16 protein-coding genes and 1 tRNA gene are annotated in these 15360 nt (G+C 64.0%); 12 read left to right on the top strand and 5 right to left on the bottom strand.

Annotation, left to right across the window (positions count from 1 at the left end):
* Nucleotides 1-3: 3 nt before the first annotated feature.
* From JQ573_RS39195 to JQ573_RS39175, 5 genes are all read left to right on the top strand, one after another.
* Nucleotides 4-1413, top strand: coding sequence for an adenylate/guanylate cyclase domain-containing protein (locus JQ573_RS39195; protein ID WP_212320153.1), 1410 nt, complete (start codon nt 4-6; stop codon nt 1411-1413).
* A 160-nt stretch (nt 1414-1573) separates the two neighbouring features.
* On the top strand, nt 1574-2077 hold the full coding sequence (locus tag JQ573_RS39190; protein WP_092121262.1) for a TerB family tellurite resistance protein: 504 nt from the start codon (nt 1574-1576) through the stop codon (nt 2075-2077).
* A gap of 227 nt (nt 2078-2304) precedes the next feature.
* Nucleotides 2305-3084 (top strand): SDR family oxidoreductase, encoded by a 780-nt coding sequence (locus JQ573_RS39185; RefSeq protein WP_212320151.1) that lies wholly within the window; start codon nt 2305-2307, stop codon nt 3082-3084.
* Nucleotides 3085-3228: 144 nt separating this feature from the next.
* Nucleotides 3229-4032, top strand: a complete 804-nt coding sequence (locus JQ573_RS39180; RefSeq protein WP_212320149.1) for a glutamine amidotransferase — start codon at nt 3229-3231, stop codon at nt 4030-4032.
* A 139-nt stretch (nt 4033-4171) separates the two neighbouring features.
* Nucleotides 4172-4981: an enoyl-CoA hydratase gene (locus tag JQ573_RS39175; RefSeq protein ID WP_212320147.1), complete on the top strand. Its 810-nt coding sequence runs from the start codon at nt 4172-4174 to the stop codon at nt 4979-4981.
* Nucleotides 4982-5124: 143 nt separating this feature from the next.
* On the opposite strand, the gene JQ573_RS39170 is transcribed toward JQ573_RS39175, so the two are convergent.
* Nucleotides 5125-5200, bottom strand: a tRNA-Ala gene (locus JQ573_RS39170).
* A 292-nt stretch (nt 5201-5492) separates the two neighbouring features.
* Between JQ573_RS39170 and JQ573_RS39165 the strand changes: the two genes are divergently transcribed.
* Genes JQ573_RS39165 through folD form a run of 3 tightly spaced genes read left to right on the top strand, consistent with a single transcriptional unit; the run spans nt 5493 to nt 7029 of the window.
* The gene (locus JQ573_RS39165) at nt 5493-5783 is read left to right on the top strand and encodes a YggT family protein (RefSeq protein ID WP_212320146.1); all 291 of its coding nucleotides are present in this window, start codon (nt 5493-5495) and stop codon (nt 5781-5783) included.
* A gap of 36 nt (nt 5784-5819) precedes the next feature.
* On the top strand, nt 5820-6143 hold the full coding sequence (locus JQ573_RS39160; protein WP_097676855.1) for a DUF167 domain-containing protein: 324 nt from the start codon (nt 5820-5822) through the stop codon (nt 6141-6143).
* Nucleotide 6144: 1 nt separating this feature from the next.
* The gene (gene folD / locus JQ573_RS39155; protein WP_212320144.1) at nt 6145-7029 is read left to right on the top strand and encodes a bifunctional methylenetetrahydrofolate dehydrogenase/methenyltetrahydrofolate cyclohydrolase FolD; all 885 of its coding nucleotides are present in this window, start codon (nt 6145-6147) and stop codon (nt 7027-7029) included.
* A gap of 185 nt (nt 7030-7214) precedes the next feature.
* On the opposite strand, the gene ppa is transcribed toward folD, so the two are convergent.
* The gene (gene ppa, locus JQ573_RS39150; RefSeq protein ID WP_024583161.1) at nt 7215-7745 is read right to left on the bottom strand and encodes an inorganic diphosphatase; all 531 of its coding nucleotides are present in this window, start codon (nt 7743-7745) and stop codon (nt 7215-7217) included.
* A 165-nt stretch (nt 7746-7910) separates the two neighbouring features.
* Entirely contained in the window at nt 7911-8420 is a 510-nt protein-coding gene (locus JQ573_RS39145) for a GNAT family N-acetyltransferase (RefSeq protein ID WP_194457662.1), read from the bottom strand.
* 373 nt (nt 8421-8793) lie between these two features.
* Here JQ573_RS39145 and JQ573_RS39140 point away from each other — a divergent pair, with 373 nt between their 5' ends.
* The 4 genes from JQ573_RS39140 to JQ573_RS39125 all read left to right on the top strand — a co-directional run bounded on the left by JQ573_RS39140 (nt 8794) and on the right by JQ573_RS39125 (nt 12068).
* Nucleotides 8794-9261, top strand: coding sequence for a DUF2269 domain-containing protein (locus JQ573_RS39140; RefSeq protein WP_212320199.1), 468 nt, complete (start codon nt 8794-8796; stop codon nt 9259-9261).
* A gap of 17 nt (nt 9262-9278) precedes the next feature.
* Nucleotides 9279-10607: an SDR family oxidoreductase gene (locus JQ573_RS39135; RefSeq protein ID WP_212320143.1), complete on the top strand. Its 1329-nt coding sequence runs from the start codon at nt 9279-9281 to the stop codon at nt 10605-10607.
* 59 nt (nt 10608-10666) lie between these two features.
* Nucleotides 10667-11074: a thiol-disulfide oxidoreductase DCC family protein gene (locus tag JQ573_RS39130; protein ID WP_212320141.1), complete on the top strand. Its 408-nt coding sequence runs from the start codon at nt 10667-10669 to the stop codon at nt 11072-11074.
* A gap of 88 nt (nt 11075-11162) precedes the next feature.
* The gene (locus tag JQ573_RS39125; RefSeq protein ID WP_212320139.1) at nt 11163-12068 is read left to right on the top strand and encodes an HNH endonuclease; all 906 of its coding nucleotides are present in this window, start codon (nt 11163-11165) and stop codon (nt 12066-12068) included.
* 16 nt (nt 12069-12084) lie between these two features.
* Here JQ573_RS39125 and JQ573_RS39120 read toward each other — a convergent pair whose 3' ends face one another.
* Together JQ573_RS39120 and typA are read right to left on the bottom strand one after the other, a co-directional pair.
* Nucleotides 12085-13335: an NAD(P)/FAD-dependent oxidoreductase gene (locus tag JQ573_RS39120; RefSeq protein WP_212320137.1), complete on the bottom strand. Its 1251-nt coding sequence runs from the start codon at nt 13333-13335 to the stop codon at nt 12085-12087.
* A 169-nt stretch (nt 13336-13504) separates the two neighbouring features.
* Nucleotides 13505-15331 (bottom strand): translational GTPase TypA, encoded by a 1827-nt coding sequence (gene typA, locus JQ573_RS39115; RefSeq protein ID WP_212320135.1) that lies wholly within the window; start codon nt 15329-15331, stop codon nt 13505-13507.
* Nucleotides 15332-15360 lie beyond the last annotated feature (29 nt).

The raw sequence follows: 15360 nt of genomic DNA, 5'->3' as shown, positions 1-15360 counted from the left end.
ACCATGAGCGATACGCAAGCCCACTTCGCAGTCCTCAGGCAGACGACCGATCCGGCCGTCGTCGATGCCATGCAGCAGCTGATCGCGGACGGCCATGACCGCGAGCTCAATCGTATCAACGTTCTGGATTTCTCCAGCCGCACCGGGCTCGACCAGGAGAAGGTGATCTCCGGCTTCCTGCATGCTTCGCGGCTCGGCCTGTTCGACATGAGCTGGAACGTGCTGTGTCCGGGGTGTGGCGGCGTGCTCGACGCCCACACCACGCTGAAGTCGCTGCGCCATGACGACTACAATTGCGCGCTGTGCGCAGCCGGTTACGAGGCCTCCGTCGACGAGCTGGTCGAGGTTGCCTTCACCGTCAGCCCGCGGGTCCGTCACATCGCCGCGCACGAGCCGAACACGCTGCCGATCTGGGAATATTTCCGCCAGATATTCTGGAGTTCCGGGATCGAGTTCGACGAGAGCGCGGTGTCGACCCTGATCAACGAGGTGACGCTGGAGGGGCTCGAATTGCCGCCCGGCGAAAAGGCGATCCTGTCGCTCAATCTGCCCAATCAGTTCGTCATCGTGTTCGAGCCGGTGACGCATTCGGCGCACTTCTTTGCTGTCGAGGGCGAGCCGACCACCGAGCGCCAGCAATTCTCGATCGCGTTCAACAAGTCTCATGCGCCGACCGGCACCTCGACGATGCGGCCGGGGCCACTGCGGCTCTCGCTGGAGAATCACGCCGACGTCCGCGTGCTGCCTTCGGTTTGGATCGCGGGCGATCCGCTGCACAAATTGCTCGGCAAGCGCAAGCCGATCCTCACTGCGAAGCGGATGCTGTCGAACCAGACCTTCCGCGACGTGTTCAAGGCCGACAACCTCACCGTCGACCAGCGGTTGAAGATCACCGCGCTGACCTTCCTGTTCACCGATCTGAAGGGTTCGACCGCGCTCTATGAGCGGGTCGGCGATCTCGCCGCGTTCGATCTGGTGCGCGCGCATTTCCACGCGCTGCTCGAGATCATCGCCTCCGAACACGGCGCAGTCGTGAAGACGATCGGCGATGCCGTGATGGCGACCTTCATCCGGCCCGAGCACGCATTGTCGGCGGGCCTGCGCATGCGGGCCGCGATGAAGCAGCTCAACACCGAGCGCGGCAAGGAAGATCTGATCGTCAAGATCGGCATCCATGAGGGGCCGTGCCTCGCGGTGACGCTGAACGAGCGGCAGGATTATTTCGGCCAGACCGTGAATATCGCCGCACGGGTGCAGAGCCTGTCGACGTCACAGGAAATCCATTTGACCCAGCCGGTGATGGAAGCAGCGGAGGTCGCGGGCATCCTCGATCGCGCGGCGATCAAGCCGATCCAGAAGGAAGCGGCGCTGCGCGGCATTGCCGACAAGCTCGTGGTGTACGAGATACCGTAGTCACATTGCCGACACGTAATGCTTGCTGAAACGTAATGCCGCCGCGGGAACCCGCGCGGATTGCGTCGGTTCTGTTTCCACGCCATATAGATTTCAATAGCGCATGATCCGGAAAGGTGCGTAGCGGTTTTCCGGACAGCTTCATCCCACAGAGAGAGCGATGCTCGACGGACTCCGCCAATTCATTGCCGATATCGTCTCCCCCGATGCCCAGGCTGACCGCGCCTTCGATGACGGCGACTACCGCCTGGCGGCGACCGCGCTATTGGTGCATGTCGTCTCACTGGATGGTGAGCCGACGCCGGCCGAGACGCGCAAGCTGCACAGCCTGATCGAGAGCCGTTTCCAGCTCGATCCCGGCACCGCCGACAAGTTGATCGCCTCCGCCATGCGCGTGGAGGGCGAGGCCGTGGATCTCTATCACTTTACCAGTGTGATCATGCGCTCGGTGAATGAGGAGGGACGGCTGCGCATCGTCGAGATGATGTGGGAGCTCGTCTATGCCGACGGCCAGGTCAGCGAGTTCGAGGACAATGTGGTCTGGCGTGCTGCCGATCTGCTCGGCATTTCCTCGCGCGACCGCATCGATCTCAAGCACCGGGTCGCCGAGAAGCAGGCGGAGCTGCCAAAGGGCCCCTGGGGCACGGCCGACGCGGCAATCTGACACGGCTGCCGGCGTGGGCGGACGCCCCCCTGCCGGCGTTGCGGATGACGAAATTTTAATGTCCGCCGCGATTGTGGGCGATCCGACTGAAAATCGGTCGTTTCGTCACGAAACCAGCGGCCCCGCCGCTATCCACAAGCCCATACGCGGCTTGCGTCACACCGCATCCCTATGCTCTCGTCGCCCCGTTGGGGACCTCACTAGAATTTGCAGTAAGAGTTTGAAACGTGACTGAGCGTGTGACGCTGATAACCGGGGCATCGGCGGGCATAGGCACCGAACTGGCGCGCGTGTTCGCATCGAATGGTCACCGCGTGGCGCTGGTGGCGCGGCGCGCCGATCGCCTGAAGACGCTCGCCGACGAGCTCGGAGCCAAGGGCGGCGCGGCGCCGATCGTGATTCCCTGCGATCTCCAGCAGACCGATGCCGGCGACAGGATCGCGCAGGCCCTGACTGAGGCCGGCGTCGAGGTCGAATATCTCGTTAATAATGCCGGCTTCGGCCTGTTCGGCCTGGCTGTGGAGCGCGACCGCGCCGAACAGCTCAACATCATCAACCTCAATATCCGCGCGCTGACCGACCTGACGCTGCGTTTTGCCGACCAGCTGATCCGCAACCGCGGCGGCATCCTCAATCTCGGCTCGATCGCCGGATTCCTGCCGGGCCCCGGCATGGCCGTGTACTATGCCAGCAAGGCCTATGTGCTGTCGTTTTCCGAGGCGTTGCGCTGTGAGCTGGCGCCGAAGGGCGTGCGCGTCACCGTGGTTTGCCCGGGTCCCGTGCCGTCCGAATTCCAGGACCGCGCCGGCTTCGCCCCCGGATTCGATTCCGCCATCCTCAACGTCCCGCCGGCGGAGGTCGCCCGCCAGGCCTATCGCGGCCTGATGGCCAACAAGCGCGCCGTGCTGCCCGGCGCCTTCATCAAGATGGTGCCGTTCCTGCTCCGGCTGTTTCCGCGCTCCTTCATCCTGACCGCGGTCGGCGGATTTCAGCTGCGCAAGCGCTAGCCTCACCCGAAAAAGCCCGTTCATCGCCGTTAAGCTTATTTCTGGCCCGCGATTTGCTTCGCACGGGTGTGCGCAAACTCACACGATGTTAACGACCACTTAGCTATGATCGTGCCTTACGTGCCGAAACTTTAAGCAGAGGCTATGTCGTTCCGGTCTGACCAAAGCCGTGTCGTGGTGCCCTTCGCGAGCCGAAGGCAGGCCGCGGTCACGCCGGCAGACCAGGCGTCGCTGCGGCCGGTGCTGGTCGTCCTGCATCAGGAGACATCGACGCCCGGCCGGATCGGCAACGCCCTGCGCGCCCTAGGCTACCCGCTCGACATCCGTCGCCCGCGCTTCGGTGACGCGCTGCCCGACACGCTCGAGGCGCATGCCGGCGCGGTGATCTTCGGCGGGCCGATGAGCGCCAACGATCCCGACGACTATGTGCGACGCGAGATCGACTGGATTTCAGTGCCGCTGCGCGAGCAGCGCCCGTTCCTCGGCATCTGCCTCGGTGCGCAGATGCTGGCGCGGCAACTCGGCGCCAAGGTCGCGGCGCATCCGCAAGGCCGCGTCGAGGTCGGTTATTACCCGGTCCGGCCGACGGAGGCAGGCCGCGCGTTGTGCCAGGACTGGCCGGCGCGGGTCTATCACTGGCATGGCGAGGGCTTTCAATTGCCCACGGGTGCGGACCTGCTCGCAGCGGGCGATGATTTCCCGGTGCAGGCGTTCCAGCTCGGCAACGCCTTCGGCCTGCAATTCCATCCCGACGTGACCTACGCCATGATGCATCGCTGGACCACGCGCGGTTGCGCGCGGATGGATTCGCCGGGCGCGCAGCCGGGTCATCTGCACTTCGCCGAGCGCGCCGTGCACGATGCCGCCGAGCGCGCATGGCTGAAGCATTTCATCGACGGCTGGATCGCGCGCGTGCCGCGGCCGGTCATGCTGCAGGCTGCGGAATAGCCGCCGCGCGGAATTTCGCGCGTCACACAACACGGCTTTTCATTTTCGCTTCTGTGCTAGTCTCGCAACGGCTGCGCGCGGCGCCGCATGGTCGCGCGAACTCAGAACAACAAGACAAACACAGCACAGGGAGATCGTCGTGAGCTACGAACACATCCTCTATGAGGTCAGCGACAGGATCGCGACCATCACGCTGAACCGCCCCGACCGCATGAATGCGTGGACCGCGATCATGGAGCGCGACGTGCGCCACGCGATGGAGGCGGCGGCCAATGACGACAATGTTCGCGTCATCGTGCTGACCGGCGCGGGCCGCGGCTTCTGCGCCGGCGCCGACATGGAAGCGCTGAAGGGGATCGACCCCAACGAGGTCCGGCGCGGCGAGAACATCCCGTTCGACATGAACCGCCGCGCCGACTGGCAGACGCGCTACGCCTACTACCCCGCCATCAAGAAACCCGTGATCGCGATGCTCAACGGCGCCACGGCCGGCATCGGCCTGGTCCATGCGCTGTATTGCGACCTGCGCTTCGCGGCCGACAGCGCGGTGTTCACCACCGCCTTCGCGCGGCGCGGCCTGATCGCCGAGCACGGCATCAGCTGGATGCTGCCGCGCATCGTCGGCCACGCCAACGCGCTCGATCTGTTGATGTCGGCGCGGCGCGTGTCGGCCGCGGAGGCGCTGCGCATCGGCCTCGTCAACCGGCTCTCTGCACCGGAGAAGTTGCGCGAGGAAACCTATGCCTATGCCCGCGATCTCGCCGATTTCGTCTCGCCGAGCGCGATCGCGGTGATCAAGCGCCAGGTCTACGACGTGCCGTTCCAGACGCTCGCCGAAGCCACCATCGATGCCAACCGCGAAATGCAGATCGCGCTCAAGGGCAATGATTTCAGGGAGGGCGTCGCGAGTTTTGTGGAGAAGCGCCCGCCGCGGTTTACGGGGACGTGAGAGGGGATTGGCGACGATAAGGTCCGTCTTCGCCCTTTGGGCTTCGCCGGACACCACGCTTCACCCTTCGGGCTTCGCCGGACACCACGCTTCACCCTTCGGGTCTGCGCGGCTGCGCCACGCGTAGCCCGAAGGGCGAAGCGTGGTGGAGCCAGGCGGGATCGAACCGCCGACCTCGTCATTGCGAACGACGCGCTCTCCCAGCTGAGCTATGGCCCCATTGCGGCCGGGTGTTGCTGAGTATCCCGGCCGTCAGTCGGGCGCCATTTACAGTCCCGCCCAAGGTCAAGTCAAGAACGGTGAAACAACGGTTTTCGGCCCGTCCCGCCGGGAACTTCCCTTGTTTGCGGGGGGATGAACCGATATTTAGAACATGATCCGGACCCGGCGGGCCGCGCCAGCGAAAATGGCGGCTTTCCGAAAAGATCCTGCTCAAACGAGAAGCGCGCTGGCGGTTCAGTCCGGTCTCGTTGCGCTTCACCTGGTCGTCCCACCCGCGAGCCCCCATCATATGCGCGCTGTTCTCGACATCGTCATCATCGTCCTCGACCTCTATGTCTGGCTCTTGATCGCCTCCGCCATCCTGTCCTGGCTGATCGCCTTCAATGTGGTCAACACGCGCAACCAGTTCGTCTCCGCGGTGGCCGAGTTCTTGTACCGGATCACCGAGCCGGTGCTGCGGCCGATTCGCAACGTGATGCCGAATCTGGGCGGTCTCGATATCTCGCCGATCATCGTGATCCTCATCATCATGTTCATCCAGCGGGTGATCGCCTATTACATCTATCCCAACGTGATCTGATCCTCGCGATCGACGCTTGCTGATGGAGCCCTGGCGATGGATCCTTGGCGCTATTCCACCGGGGGCATCAGTATCGCCTTGCGCGTGACGCCGCGTGGCGGCCGCGACGACATCGACGGGATCGAAACGCTGGCCAATGGCCGCTCGGTGGTGAAGGTGCGGGTCCGCGCCATTGCGGAAGGCGGCGAGGCCAACCGTGCGGTGACCGAGCTGCTGGCCAAGGCGCTCGGCGTGCCCAAGGCCAGGGTGAAGCTGTTGTCCGGCGCCACCTCGCGGCTGAAGCAGGTGGCGGTGGACGGCGACCCGAAAGGGCTTGGCGAAATGTTGAGGAAGCTGACCCAGCAGGAAACAAGGGACTGACATGACTGCCCGCATCATCGACGGAAAAGCCATCGCCGCCGAGCTTCGCGCCCGCGTCGCCGACGAGGTCGCCCGCGTCAAGCGCGACCATGCGCTCACGCCGGGGCTCGCCGTCGTGCTGGTCGGCCATGATCCGGCGAGCGAGGTCTATGTCCGCAGCAAGCACACCCAGACCCAGGCCGCAGGGATGGCCTCGTTCGAGCACAAGCTGCCGGAGGATGTGTCGCAGCCCGATCTCTTGGCGCTGATCGCACAGCTCAACCGCGATCCGAAGGTGCACGGCATCCTGGTGCAGCTGCCGCTACCGAAATCGCTGCACACCGAGACCATCATCAATGCGATCGACCCGGCCAAGGACGTCGACGGCCTGCATCCGAACAATGCCGGCCGGCTCGCCGGCGGATTGGCCGCGCTGTCGCCCTGCACGCCGCTCGGCTGCATCATCCTGACCAAGAGCGTGCACCCCTCGCTCGAGGGCATGAACGCGATCGTGATCGGCCGCTCCAATCTGGTCGGCCGTCCGCTGGTGCAATTGCTGCTGAACGAGAACGCGACGGTGACGATCGCGCATTCGCGCTCGCGCGATCTGCCGAAGCTCTGCGCCCAGGCCGATCTGGTCTATGCGGCGGTAGGCCGTCCGGAGATGGTGCGTGGCGACTGGCTGAAGCCGGGCGCGACCGTGATCGATGTCGGCATCAACCGCATTCCGGTTCCCGGCGGCAAGCCGAAGCTGGTCGGCGACGTCGCATTCCAGGAAGCGCTCGGCGTCGCCGGCGCGATCACGCCGGTGCCTGGCGGCGTCGGCCAGATGACGGTGGCGTGCCTCCTGGTCAACACGCTGCGCGCCGCCTGCGCGATTGCCGGCCTGCCGGCGCCTGCGGTGTGAGTTCTTACCTCGCCCCGCTTGCGGGGAGAGGTCGGATCGCATCGCCAGATGCAATCCGGGTGAGGGGGTACAGGTCTCCCGACGTTCGCAACTCGCGGAGGCGGCCCCTCACCCCAGCCCTTTAAGAGCGAGCTTCGCTCGTCTCGACCCCGCAAGAGCGGGGCGAGGGAGTCTAAGCAGCGTGCCTACTTCTTCTTCGCGCGCTCGATGCCTTCCAGGATCAGCTTGCGGGCTTCCTCGGCGTCGCCCCAGCGCAGCACCTTCACCCATTTGCCCTTCTCGAGATCCTTGTAGTGCTCGAAGAAGTGCTGGATCTGCTGCAGCGTGATGTCGGGCAGATCGCTGTAGTTGTGCACCTTGTCGTAGCGCTGGGTCAGCTTCGACGACGGCACCGCGATGATCTTCTCGTCACCGCCGGCCTCGTCCTCCATCAGCAGCACGCCGACCACGCGGACGCTCATCACGGCACCCGGCACGATCGCGCGGGTGTTGACGATCAGCACGTCGCAGGGATCGCCGTCGCCCGACAGGGTGTGCGGGATGAAGCCGTAATTGCCGGGATAGCGCATCGGCGTGTAGAGGAAGCGGTCCACCACCAGTGTGCCGGCCTCCTTGTCCATTTCGTACTTGATGGGCTCGCCGCCGACGGCAACCTCGATGATGACGTTGACGTCGTGGGGCGGATTTTTTCCGATCGATATGGCGTCGATACGCATGGATTGCTCCGCGTGGCCTTTGGAAGTTGAGAAGGATGTGATTTTTTGCTTGGCGCCGCCAGGCCGCGAAACAGCTTCAAGCCTGGCCTTGGGAGCCGGGCTGACCGTCACGCGCAAACGCTCAGGCTGTTTAGCCTTGCTGCAGCTGCGAGAGAAGCAGGATTTTCAGTTGGACCAGGCGAAAGCGACCTTGTCGAGCGACTTCGGCCCGAACCGCTCAGAGGAGCGCGCCACCATGCGGCCGCCCAGCGCGCGGTAAAACTCGGTCGCCGGCTCGTTGTCGGAGAGCGCCCAGATCACCATGGTCTTCAGGCCGCTCTGCAGGAGGTCGCGGCGGGCGGCGGCGAACAGGCGCCGGCCGAAGCCGAGACCCTGGAATTCCGGCCGCAGGTAGAGTTCGTAGATCTCGCCTTCGAAATGCAGGCTGCGGGCGCGGTTGCGACCGTAATTGGCGTAGCCCGCGATCCGGTCGCCGAACACCAGCACGCTGACGCGGCTGCCCTTGCGGATGGCGCTGTCCCACCACTGCGGGCCACGGCGATTGATCAGCTTTTCGAGTTCGGCGCCGGGGATGATTCCCTGATACGCCGAGCGCCAGGCTTCGTCATGGGTAGACGCCACCGAGGCTGCGTCTGCAGCTTTGGCCGGCCGGACCTCGATTAGCGTTGTGCTCATGCTTGTAATCAAAGCAAGTCGGAGGGCCGCCTTCAAGGTCCATCGTTAATTATCGGTTAACGTGTGGATTTTTTGCATCAGTGTCATGAAAACTTGTACCGAAAGAGGACACTCGCCGGGTTCGCGGGACCGATCGCCGATCCCGGCCTGTGCAAAGCGTGGATCGCGAGCGCTGTATGACAATGCCGCAGCTCGGAAATAGGCCGTTCGGCGCTGATTCGTCGCAGGAATTTTGCGAGCGAATCCAGGCGCAACGCGGGTGCATCGCGCGTTCTGCTTCCGCGCCGCCGCAGTGGATTTCCGCGCGTACCCGGCCTATGGCAGCGGCGGTATTGTTGCGCGCCGGGACCGGCCTGATCACGAGCGGACTGCGATGACGCTCTACTTCCTGATCAAATATCTGCATTTGCTCGGCGCCATCGTGATCCTCGGCACCGGGACCGGCATCGCCTTCTTCATGCTGGCCGCGCATCGCACGCGTGATGCGGCTTTCATCGCGCGCACGGCGGCGACCGTCGTGATCGCGGACATGATCTTCACGCTGAGCGCCGTGCTGCTGCAGCCGGTGAGCGGTGGACTGCTCATGATGCTGTCGGCCACAAGCCTGACCGAGCGCTGGCTGCTGGTTTCGCTGGCGCTCTACGCGCTGGCCGGCGCGTTCTGGGTTCCCGTCATCTTCATGCAGATGGAGATGCGCGACCTCGCGCGGGCGGCCGCAGAGAAGGGTCTTCCGCTGCCGCCGCGCTACTTTGCGCTGTTTCGCCGCTGGTTCCTGTTCGGGATTCCCGGCTTCGGATCGGTGATGATCATCCTGTGGCTGATGATCGCGAAGCCATTTTGACGCATGATCCTATTCCCATGAGTGACGACGCATCACACAACATCCTCGTGCTCGGCGCGTCTGGATTGATCGGGCGCACCATCACCGACGATCTGAGGGCGCGCGGCTTTCATGTGATCGGGATCGCGCGGCATTTCACGCCTGCACAAAAGATGAGCGCGGCCGACCTCGAGCTCCCCGTGATGTCGATGGATGCCGCTGCGCTGACGCAGCTGCTTCGCACCCACGAGGCGGACATTGTCGTCAATTGCGTCGGCGTTTTGCAGGATGGTCTGGGCAGCGACACCCGCGCGGTGCATCGCGACTTCGTGGCGCGGCTGTTGCAGGCTGTCAGCGACAGCCACCGCGCCATCCGTCTCGTGCACATCTCGATTCCGGGCGCGGCTAGTGAGGATCGTACCGCCTTCAGTACCACCAAACGCGAGGCCGAACGGCTGATCGCGGCGTCCGGGGTCGCGCACGCGATCCTGCGTCCGGGCTTCGTCATCGCGCCTTCGGCCTATGGCGGCAGCGCCATGCTGCGCGCGCTGGCGGCGCTGCCGGTCGATTTGCCGGCCGACGAGGCCGCGACGCCGTTCCAGGCGGTCGCGGTCGAGGATATCGCCGCCACCATCGCCTGGCTTGCGACGCGTGACATCGCCGATGCAGCGGTGCGATCGGTGACATGGGATTTGATGCAGCCACAGCCGATCTCGCTCGGCGGCGTCATCGCCCAGTTCCGCTGGTCGTTCGGCACGGCAAAGCATTTTCGGCTTCCGACACCGCCGTTGCTGATCGATCTCGGCGCCCGTCTCGGCGATCTCACGAGCCGCTTGGGGTGGATGCCGCCGCTGCGCTCCAACGCGATCGCCGAGCTGCGCCGCGGCGTCACCGGCGATCCCACAGCCTGGATGACCGCGACCGGCATCGTGCCGAAGACGATCGCGCAAGCCGTCGGCGGCCGCCCGGCGACCATCCAGGACAAATGGTTTGCCCGGCTGTTCCTGATCAAGGCGCTGATCTTCGCAAGCCTCGTGCTGTTCTGGGTTGCGTCCGGCTTCATCGCGCTGGTCGTCTCCTATGACGCCGCAGCCGGTATCCTGAGCGCGCACCATTTCCCGCCTGCCCTGGTCGGACCGGTGACGGTCTTGACCAGCCTGATGGACATCAGCATCGGCGTACTGATCGCCTTCCGCCTCACCGCGGCGTTCGGTCTTGTTGCAGGCATCATCGCTTCGCTCGGCTATATGGCCGGATCGGCGATCCTGACGCCCGATCTCTGGATCGAGCCGCTCGGCGCGCTGGTGAAGACCGGGCCTGCAATCGTGCTGATGCTGGTCGCGCTGCTGATGTTGGATAACCGGTAGCGTTTTCGAGCGAAGTGGGAACCGGTTCGCGTGAAGAAAACGCGTCGAAGGAAATCAAGATGAGCAAGTGGCCGGATGACGACGTGATCCTCTACGACGGCGTCTGCATCTTCTGCTCACGCTGGGTTCGCTTCGTCATCGCCCGCGACACAACGCGCCGCTTCCGCTTCACGCCGATCCAGTCCGACTACGGCACGCGGCTGGCAAAGACTTTTGGTATCGACCCTGATGACCCCGACACCAACGCCGTGGTCCATGGCGGCATCGCCCGGATGAAGTCGGACGCAGCACTGACGGTGCTGAGCCATCTCCCGGGCTGGCGCTGGACCCGCGAGCTGTTCGCGGTGCCCAAACCGCTGCGCGATGCGGTCTACAGCCTCGTCGCACGCAACCGTTACAAGATATTCGGGAAGTACGAGACGTGCTTTGTGCCGGATGCGGACATGCGGGCGCGGGTGTTGGAGTAGAGGCCCGAAGCGTCGGCGGCTATCCAAATAGCGAGAGCCACTTTAGATTGAAGGAGGCTGAGATAGTTAGGCGCGAAGGTTTTGTTTTATGACCAAGGCAGTTTTCACGTCCAAGGTTACTCCGAGCTATAAGGACCTGCCTGAGGAGAGGTACCACTTTCCGCGCACATATCTTAACTATGTTCAGCAGACCGTCGGTGACTACATCGTCTACTACGAACCACGAAGGTCAAGCGCCGAGCTATCGAGTAGGGGAGGTCGCCAGTCCTATTTCGGTGTAGCTCGCGTCAATTCGGTGATCGAGGATGTCGAATTACCCGATCACTACTTTGCAATCATCGATAGCGCCACGTATCTGGACTTCGATACGGTCGTCCCGTTTCAAGAGCAAGGCGAGTACTACGAGAGCGCACTCGAGAAAGAAGACGGCAGCACCAACAAAGGTGCTTTTGGTCGGGCTGTGCGTCTGATCCCGGATAGCGAATTCGACCGAATCTTGCGAGCTGGCTTTGCTCCGATTCTTAGCGAGGTTCCTTCGCTGCAGGTGCCGTCGCCGCCCGGATACTCAGAACCGCCCACGCCATTTGAACGACCAATTGTCGAAATGGTTATCTCTCGGCCGTTTCGAGAGAAATCCTTTATGCACAGCGTGCGAGCGGCGTACTCCAATAGATGTGCCATCACGGGCTTGCGATTGATCAACGGTGGAGGCCGCCCTGAAGTGCAGGCGGCACACATTCAGCCAGTGGCATCAAACGGACCTGACTCTGTTCGGAATGGGCTGGCGTTGTCCGGAACGGTGCACTGGATGTTTGATCGAGGGCTGATTTCGATTGGCGATGATTACAAGATACTAGTTTCTAAGAACCACGTTCCCGAAGACGCCGTTAGGCTTCTTAATCAAAGCGGACTGATAAACCTCCCGAAAGATCAAACCCTCTATCCAAACCCGCACTATCTAAAGTTTCACAGAGACGTCGTTTTCAAGAAGTGAGACGGGTGTCGGGGGATTATTTTCGTTGGTTAGTTAGAGCCATCACTTCCTTCGCCGCCCGCTCTCCGCTGTCCCGCGCGCCATGCGCGGTCGAGAAGAAGTGTGGCGAGGTGGCCTCTCCGGCGAAGAACAGCCGGCCGTCGACCGGTGTTGCCAGCACGGCGCGCTTGTCGGCGTGGCCGGGCAATGCGTGCGAGTAGGAGCCGCGGGCGAACGGGTCATGCGCCCAGCGGGATTCGCTGAGCGGCTTCAGCTTGCGGCGGAAATCATTGCCGAGGAAGGAGACGATCTCGTCGATGCTGTGGGCGGCGATGGCGCCGTCGCCAGCGTCCTCGAGCTCTCGCGCAAAACGGCCGCCGAAGAAGCCCTCGATGCAGGGCTGGCCGAACGGGCGGATGTGATAGGTGCCCATCTCTGTGCGCATGGTGGCGCCGCGCAGATTGCCTTCCTTGGGCAGCGCCTCGGGCTCGGCGAGCGCCAGCGTCACCTTGTCGGCGAGGCCGAGCGGCAGGCTGCGCGCGGCATCGAGCTTGCCCGGCAGCGCAGGCGAAAAGCGGATCGCCTCGTCGGCGATCAGATTGGTCGGCACGGTGACGATCACCTTGTCCGCCTCAATCACGCCGCGCGATGTCTCGATGCGCAGGCGCTTGCCGGCGTGGTCGATCAGCCGGACCTCGCAGTTGCGCGCGACCGCTACTTGCTCGCCATAGGCCGCGACCAGCGCGCCATAGCCGCGCCTGACGCGCCAGTTGACGTTGCTGTCCTCATAGGCGTCGAAGTCGAGGATCGAGAGCTGGTCGAGCTCGCAGCCATTCACATAGGTCGAGATCGCATTGATCATCGGGTTCCAGCGGTTGCCGGGCTCGAGATAACGATCGGCGGATGCGTCCTTGTCGCCGCGCGCGGCCTGCTCGATGCGATCGTAGAACTGGTCGAGCGCAAGCATGAATGCGTCGCGATCGGCCTGCGGGAACGCCTTGCCATAGGCGCGCTCGCGCCACGGCGGCAGGTCCTTGTTGAGCTCGAAGCCGAGTTGTTCGGCGATGCCGACAAAGCTGTTCTGGTCGGCCGAATGCAGCCAGCCGCAGCCGACGTCGAACACCACGTCAGGCGCAGCCTGGATCGTATGGGCGCGGCCGCCGAGGCGGTCGCGGGCTTCCAGAACGATGGTGGAAAGGCCGGTGCCCTTCAGCGCATGCGCGGCGCCGAGGCCCGCAGCGCCGGCGCCGATGACGGCAACATCGACCGTGGAGGGAAGCGAACTCATGTCCCGGCTCTAGCACGTCTGGAAAGACGCCTGAAGCCACCACGCGCATAACTGTCATCACCCGCGCATGCGTATGCGGGTGATCCATTATTCCAGAGACGGCGATGATAGAGCCGATAGGCCGCGGCGTACTGGATGCTCCGGTCAAGCCGGGGCATGACAGACGGGCTTAAGCTACGGCCTCTTTGGCCTTTTCGGCGCGCTTGCGGTCGTTCGGATCGAGATGCTTCTTGCGCAGCCGGATCGACTTCGGCGTCACCTCGACGAGCTCGTCGTCCTCGATATAGGCGAGCGCCTTTTCCAGGGTCATCCGGATCGGCGGCGTCAGGCGCACGGCTTCGTCCTTCGAGGTGGTGCGGATGTTGGTGAGCTGCTTGCCCTTCAGGACGTTGATCTCGAGATCATTGTCGCGGGTGTGCTCGCCGACGATCATGCCCTTGTAGACCTTCCAGCCCGGCTCGATCATCATCGGGCCGCGATCTTCCAGCTTGAACATCGCATAGGCCACCGCTTCGCCCTGGTCGTTGGAGATCAGCACGCCGTTGCGGCGGCCCTGGATCTCGCCCTTGTAGGCGGCATAGCCGTGGAAGATGCGGTTCATGATCGCGGTGCCGCGGGTGTCGGTGAGCAGTTCGCCCTGGTAGCCGATCAGGCCGCGGGTCGGTGCGTAGAACACCAGCCGCAGGCGGTTGCCGCCGGACGGGCGCATCTCGATCATCTCGGCCTTACGCTCGCTCATCTTCTGCACGACGACGCCGGAATGCTCCTCGTCGACGTCGATCACGACCTCTTCGATCGGCTCCTGCCACGCACCGGTCGCCTCGTCCTTCTGCAGCACGACGCGCGGGCGCGACACCGAGAGCTCAAAGCCCTCGCGGCGCATGGTCTCGATCAGGATCGCAAGCTGCAATTCGCCGCGGCCGGAGACTTCCATCGAATCCTTGTCGGCGGCCTCGACGACGCGCAGCGCGACATTGCCCTCGGCCTCGCGCAGCAGGCGGTCGCGGATCATGCGCGAGGTGACCTTGTCGCCTTCGGTGCCGGCGAGCGGCGAGTTGTTGACGATGAACGACATCGACACCGTCGGCGGATCGATCGGCTGCGCCGGCAGCGGTGTCTCGACCGTGGGGTCGCAGAAGGTGTCGGCGACGGTGCCCTTGGTGAGGCCCGCGATCGCGACGATGTCGCCGGCGTCGGCTTCCTCCAGCGGGGTGCGCTCGATGCCGCGGAAGGCCAGGATTTTTGTGATACGGCCCTGCTCAATGGTCTTGCCGTCGGCGCCAAGCACCTTCACGGCCTGGTTCGGCTTGATGGAACCCGATGAGATGCGGCCGGTGATGATGCGGCCGAGATAGGGGTTGGCTTCGAGGATGGTGCCGATCATGCGGAACGGGCCCTCTTCGACCTTCGGCGGCGCGACGTGGCGCACGATCAGGTCGAACAGCGGCTGCATGCCGGCGTCATGCGAAGCTTCCGGGCTGTCGCCCATCCAGCCTTGCTTGGCCGACCCGTACAGGATCGGGAAGTCGAGCTGCTCCTCGGAGGCATCGAGTGCGGCGAACAGGTCGAACACCTCATTGATGACTTCGGTCGGGCGCGCGTCGGGGCGGTCGACCTTGTTGATCACGACGATCGGCTTCAGTCCGACCTTGAGCGCTTTCGACACCACGAATTTGGTCTGCGGCAGCGGGCCCTCGGCGGCATCGACCAGCACCAGCGCGCCGTCCACCATGTTGAGGATGCGCTCGACCTCGCCGCCGAAATCGGCGTGGCCGGGGGTGTCGACGATGTTGATGCGGGTATCTTTCCACTGCACCGAGGCCGCCTTGGCCAGAATGGTGATGCCGCGCTCGCGCTCCAGATCGTTGGAGTCCATGGCGCGCTCGGTGACCTTCTGGTTCTCGCGATAGGTCCCGGATTGCTGCAGCAGGCGGTCGACGAGCGTGGTCTTGCCGTGGTCGACGTGGGCGATGATGGCGACGTTACGAAGGTTCATGGCTCTTCTTCTGGTCGTGCAATGGTCAG

The organism is Bradyrhizobium sp. AUGA SZCCT0105 (assembly GCF_018129565.1).
In the GTDB taxonomy this organism is placed as follows: Bacteria; Pseudomonadota; Alphaproteobacteria; order Rhizobiales; family Xanthobacteraceae; genus Bradyrhizobium.
The sequence above is the reverse complement of the archived record's forward strand: the minus strand, read 5'-3'. Positions and strand labels throughout refer to the sequence as shown.

Excerpts from the sequence above, each read along its gene's own strand:
- folD (WP_212320144.1), top strand. The coding sequence starts at position 6,145 with ATGACTGCCCGCATCATCGACGGAAAAGCCATCGCCGCCGAGCTTCGC.
- JQ573_RS39125 (WP_212320139.1), top strand. The coding sequence starts at position 11,163 with ATGACCAAGGCAGTTTTCACGTCCAAGGTTACTCCGAGCTATAAGGAC.
- JQ573_RS39140 (WP_212320199.1), top strand. The coding sequence starts at position 8,794 with ATGACGCTCTACTTCCTGATCAAATATCTGCATTTGCTCGGCGCCATC.
- JQ573_RS39145 (WP_194457662.1), bottom strand. The coding sequence starts at position 8,420 with ATGAGCACAACGCTAATCGAGGTCCGGCCGGCCAAAGCTGCAGACGCA.
- JQ573_RS39180 (WP_212320149.1), top strand. The coding sequence starts at position 3,229 with ATGTCGTTCCGGTCTGACCAAAGCCGTGTCGTGGTGCCCTTCGCGAGC.
- JQ573_RS39160 (WP_097676855.1), top strand. The coding sequence starts at position 5,820 with ATGGATCCTTGGCGCTATTCCACCGGGGGCATCAGTATCGCCTTGCGC.
- JQ573_RS39195 (WP_212320153.1), top strand. The coding sequence starts at position 4 with ATGAGCGATACGCAAGCCCACTTCGCAGTCCTCAGGCAGACGACCGAT.
- JQ573_RS39190 (WP_092121262.1), top strand. The coding sequence starts at position 1,574 with ATGCTCGACGGACTCCGCCAATTCATTGCCGATATCGTCTCCCCCGAT.
- JQ573_RS39120 (WP_212320137.1), bottom strand. The coding sequence starts at position 13,335 with ATGAGTTCGCTTCCCTCCACGGTCGATGTTGCCGTCATCGGCGCCGGC.
- JQ573_RS39130 (WP_212320141.1), top strand. The coding sequence starts at position 10,667 with ATGAGCAAGTGGCCGGATGACGACGTGATCCTCTACGACGGCGTCTGC.
- ppa (WP_024583161.1), bottom strand. The coding sequence starts at position 7,745 with ATGCGTATCGACGCCATATCGATCGGAAAAAATCCGCCCCACGACGTC.
- JQ573_RS39135 (WP_212320143.1), top strand. The coding sequence starts at position 9,279 with ATGAGTGACGACGCATCACACAACATCCTCGTGCTCGGCGCGTCTGGA.
- JQ573_RS39165 (WP_212320146.1), top strand. The coding sequence starts at position 5,493 with ATGCGCGCTGTTCTCGACATCGTCATCATCGTCCTCGACCTCTATGTC.
- typA (WP_212320135.1), bottom strand. The coding sequence starts at position 15,331 with ATGAACCTTCGTAACGTCGCCATCATCGCCCACGTCGACCACGGCAAG.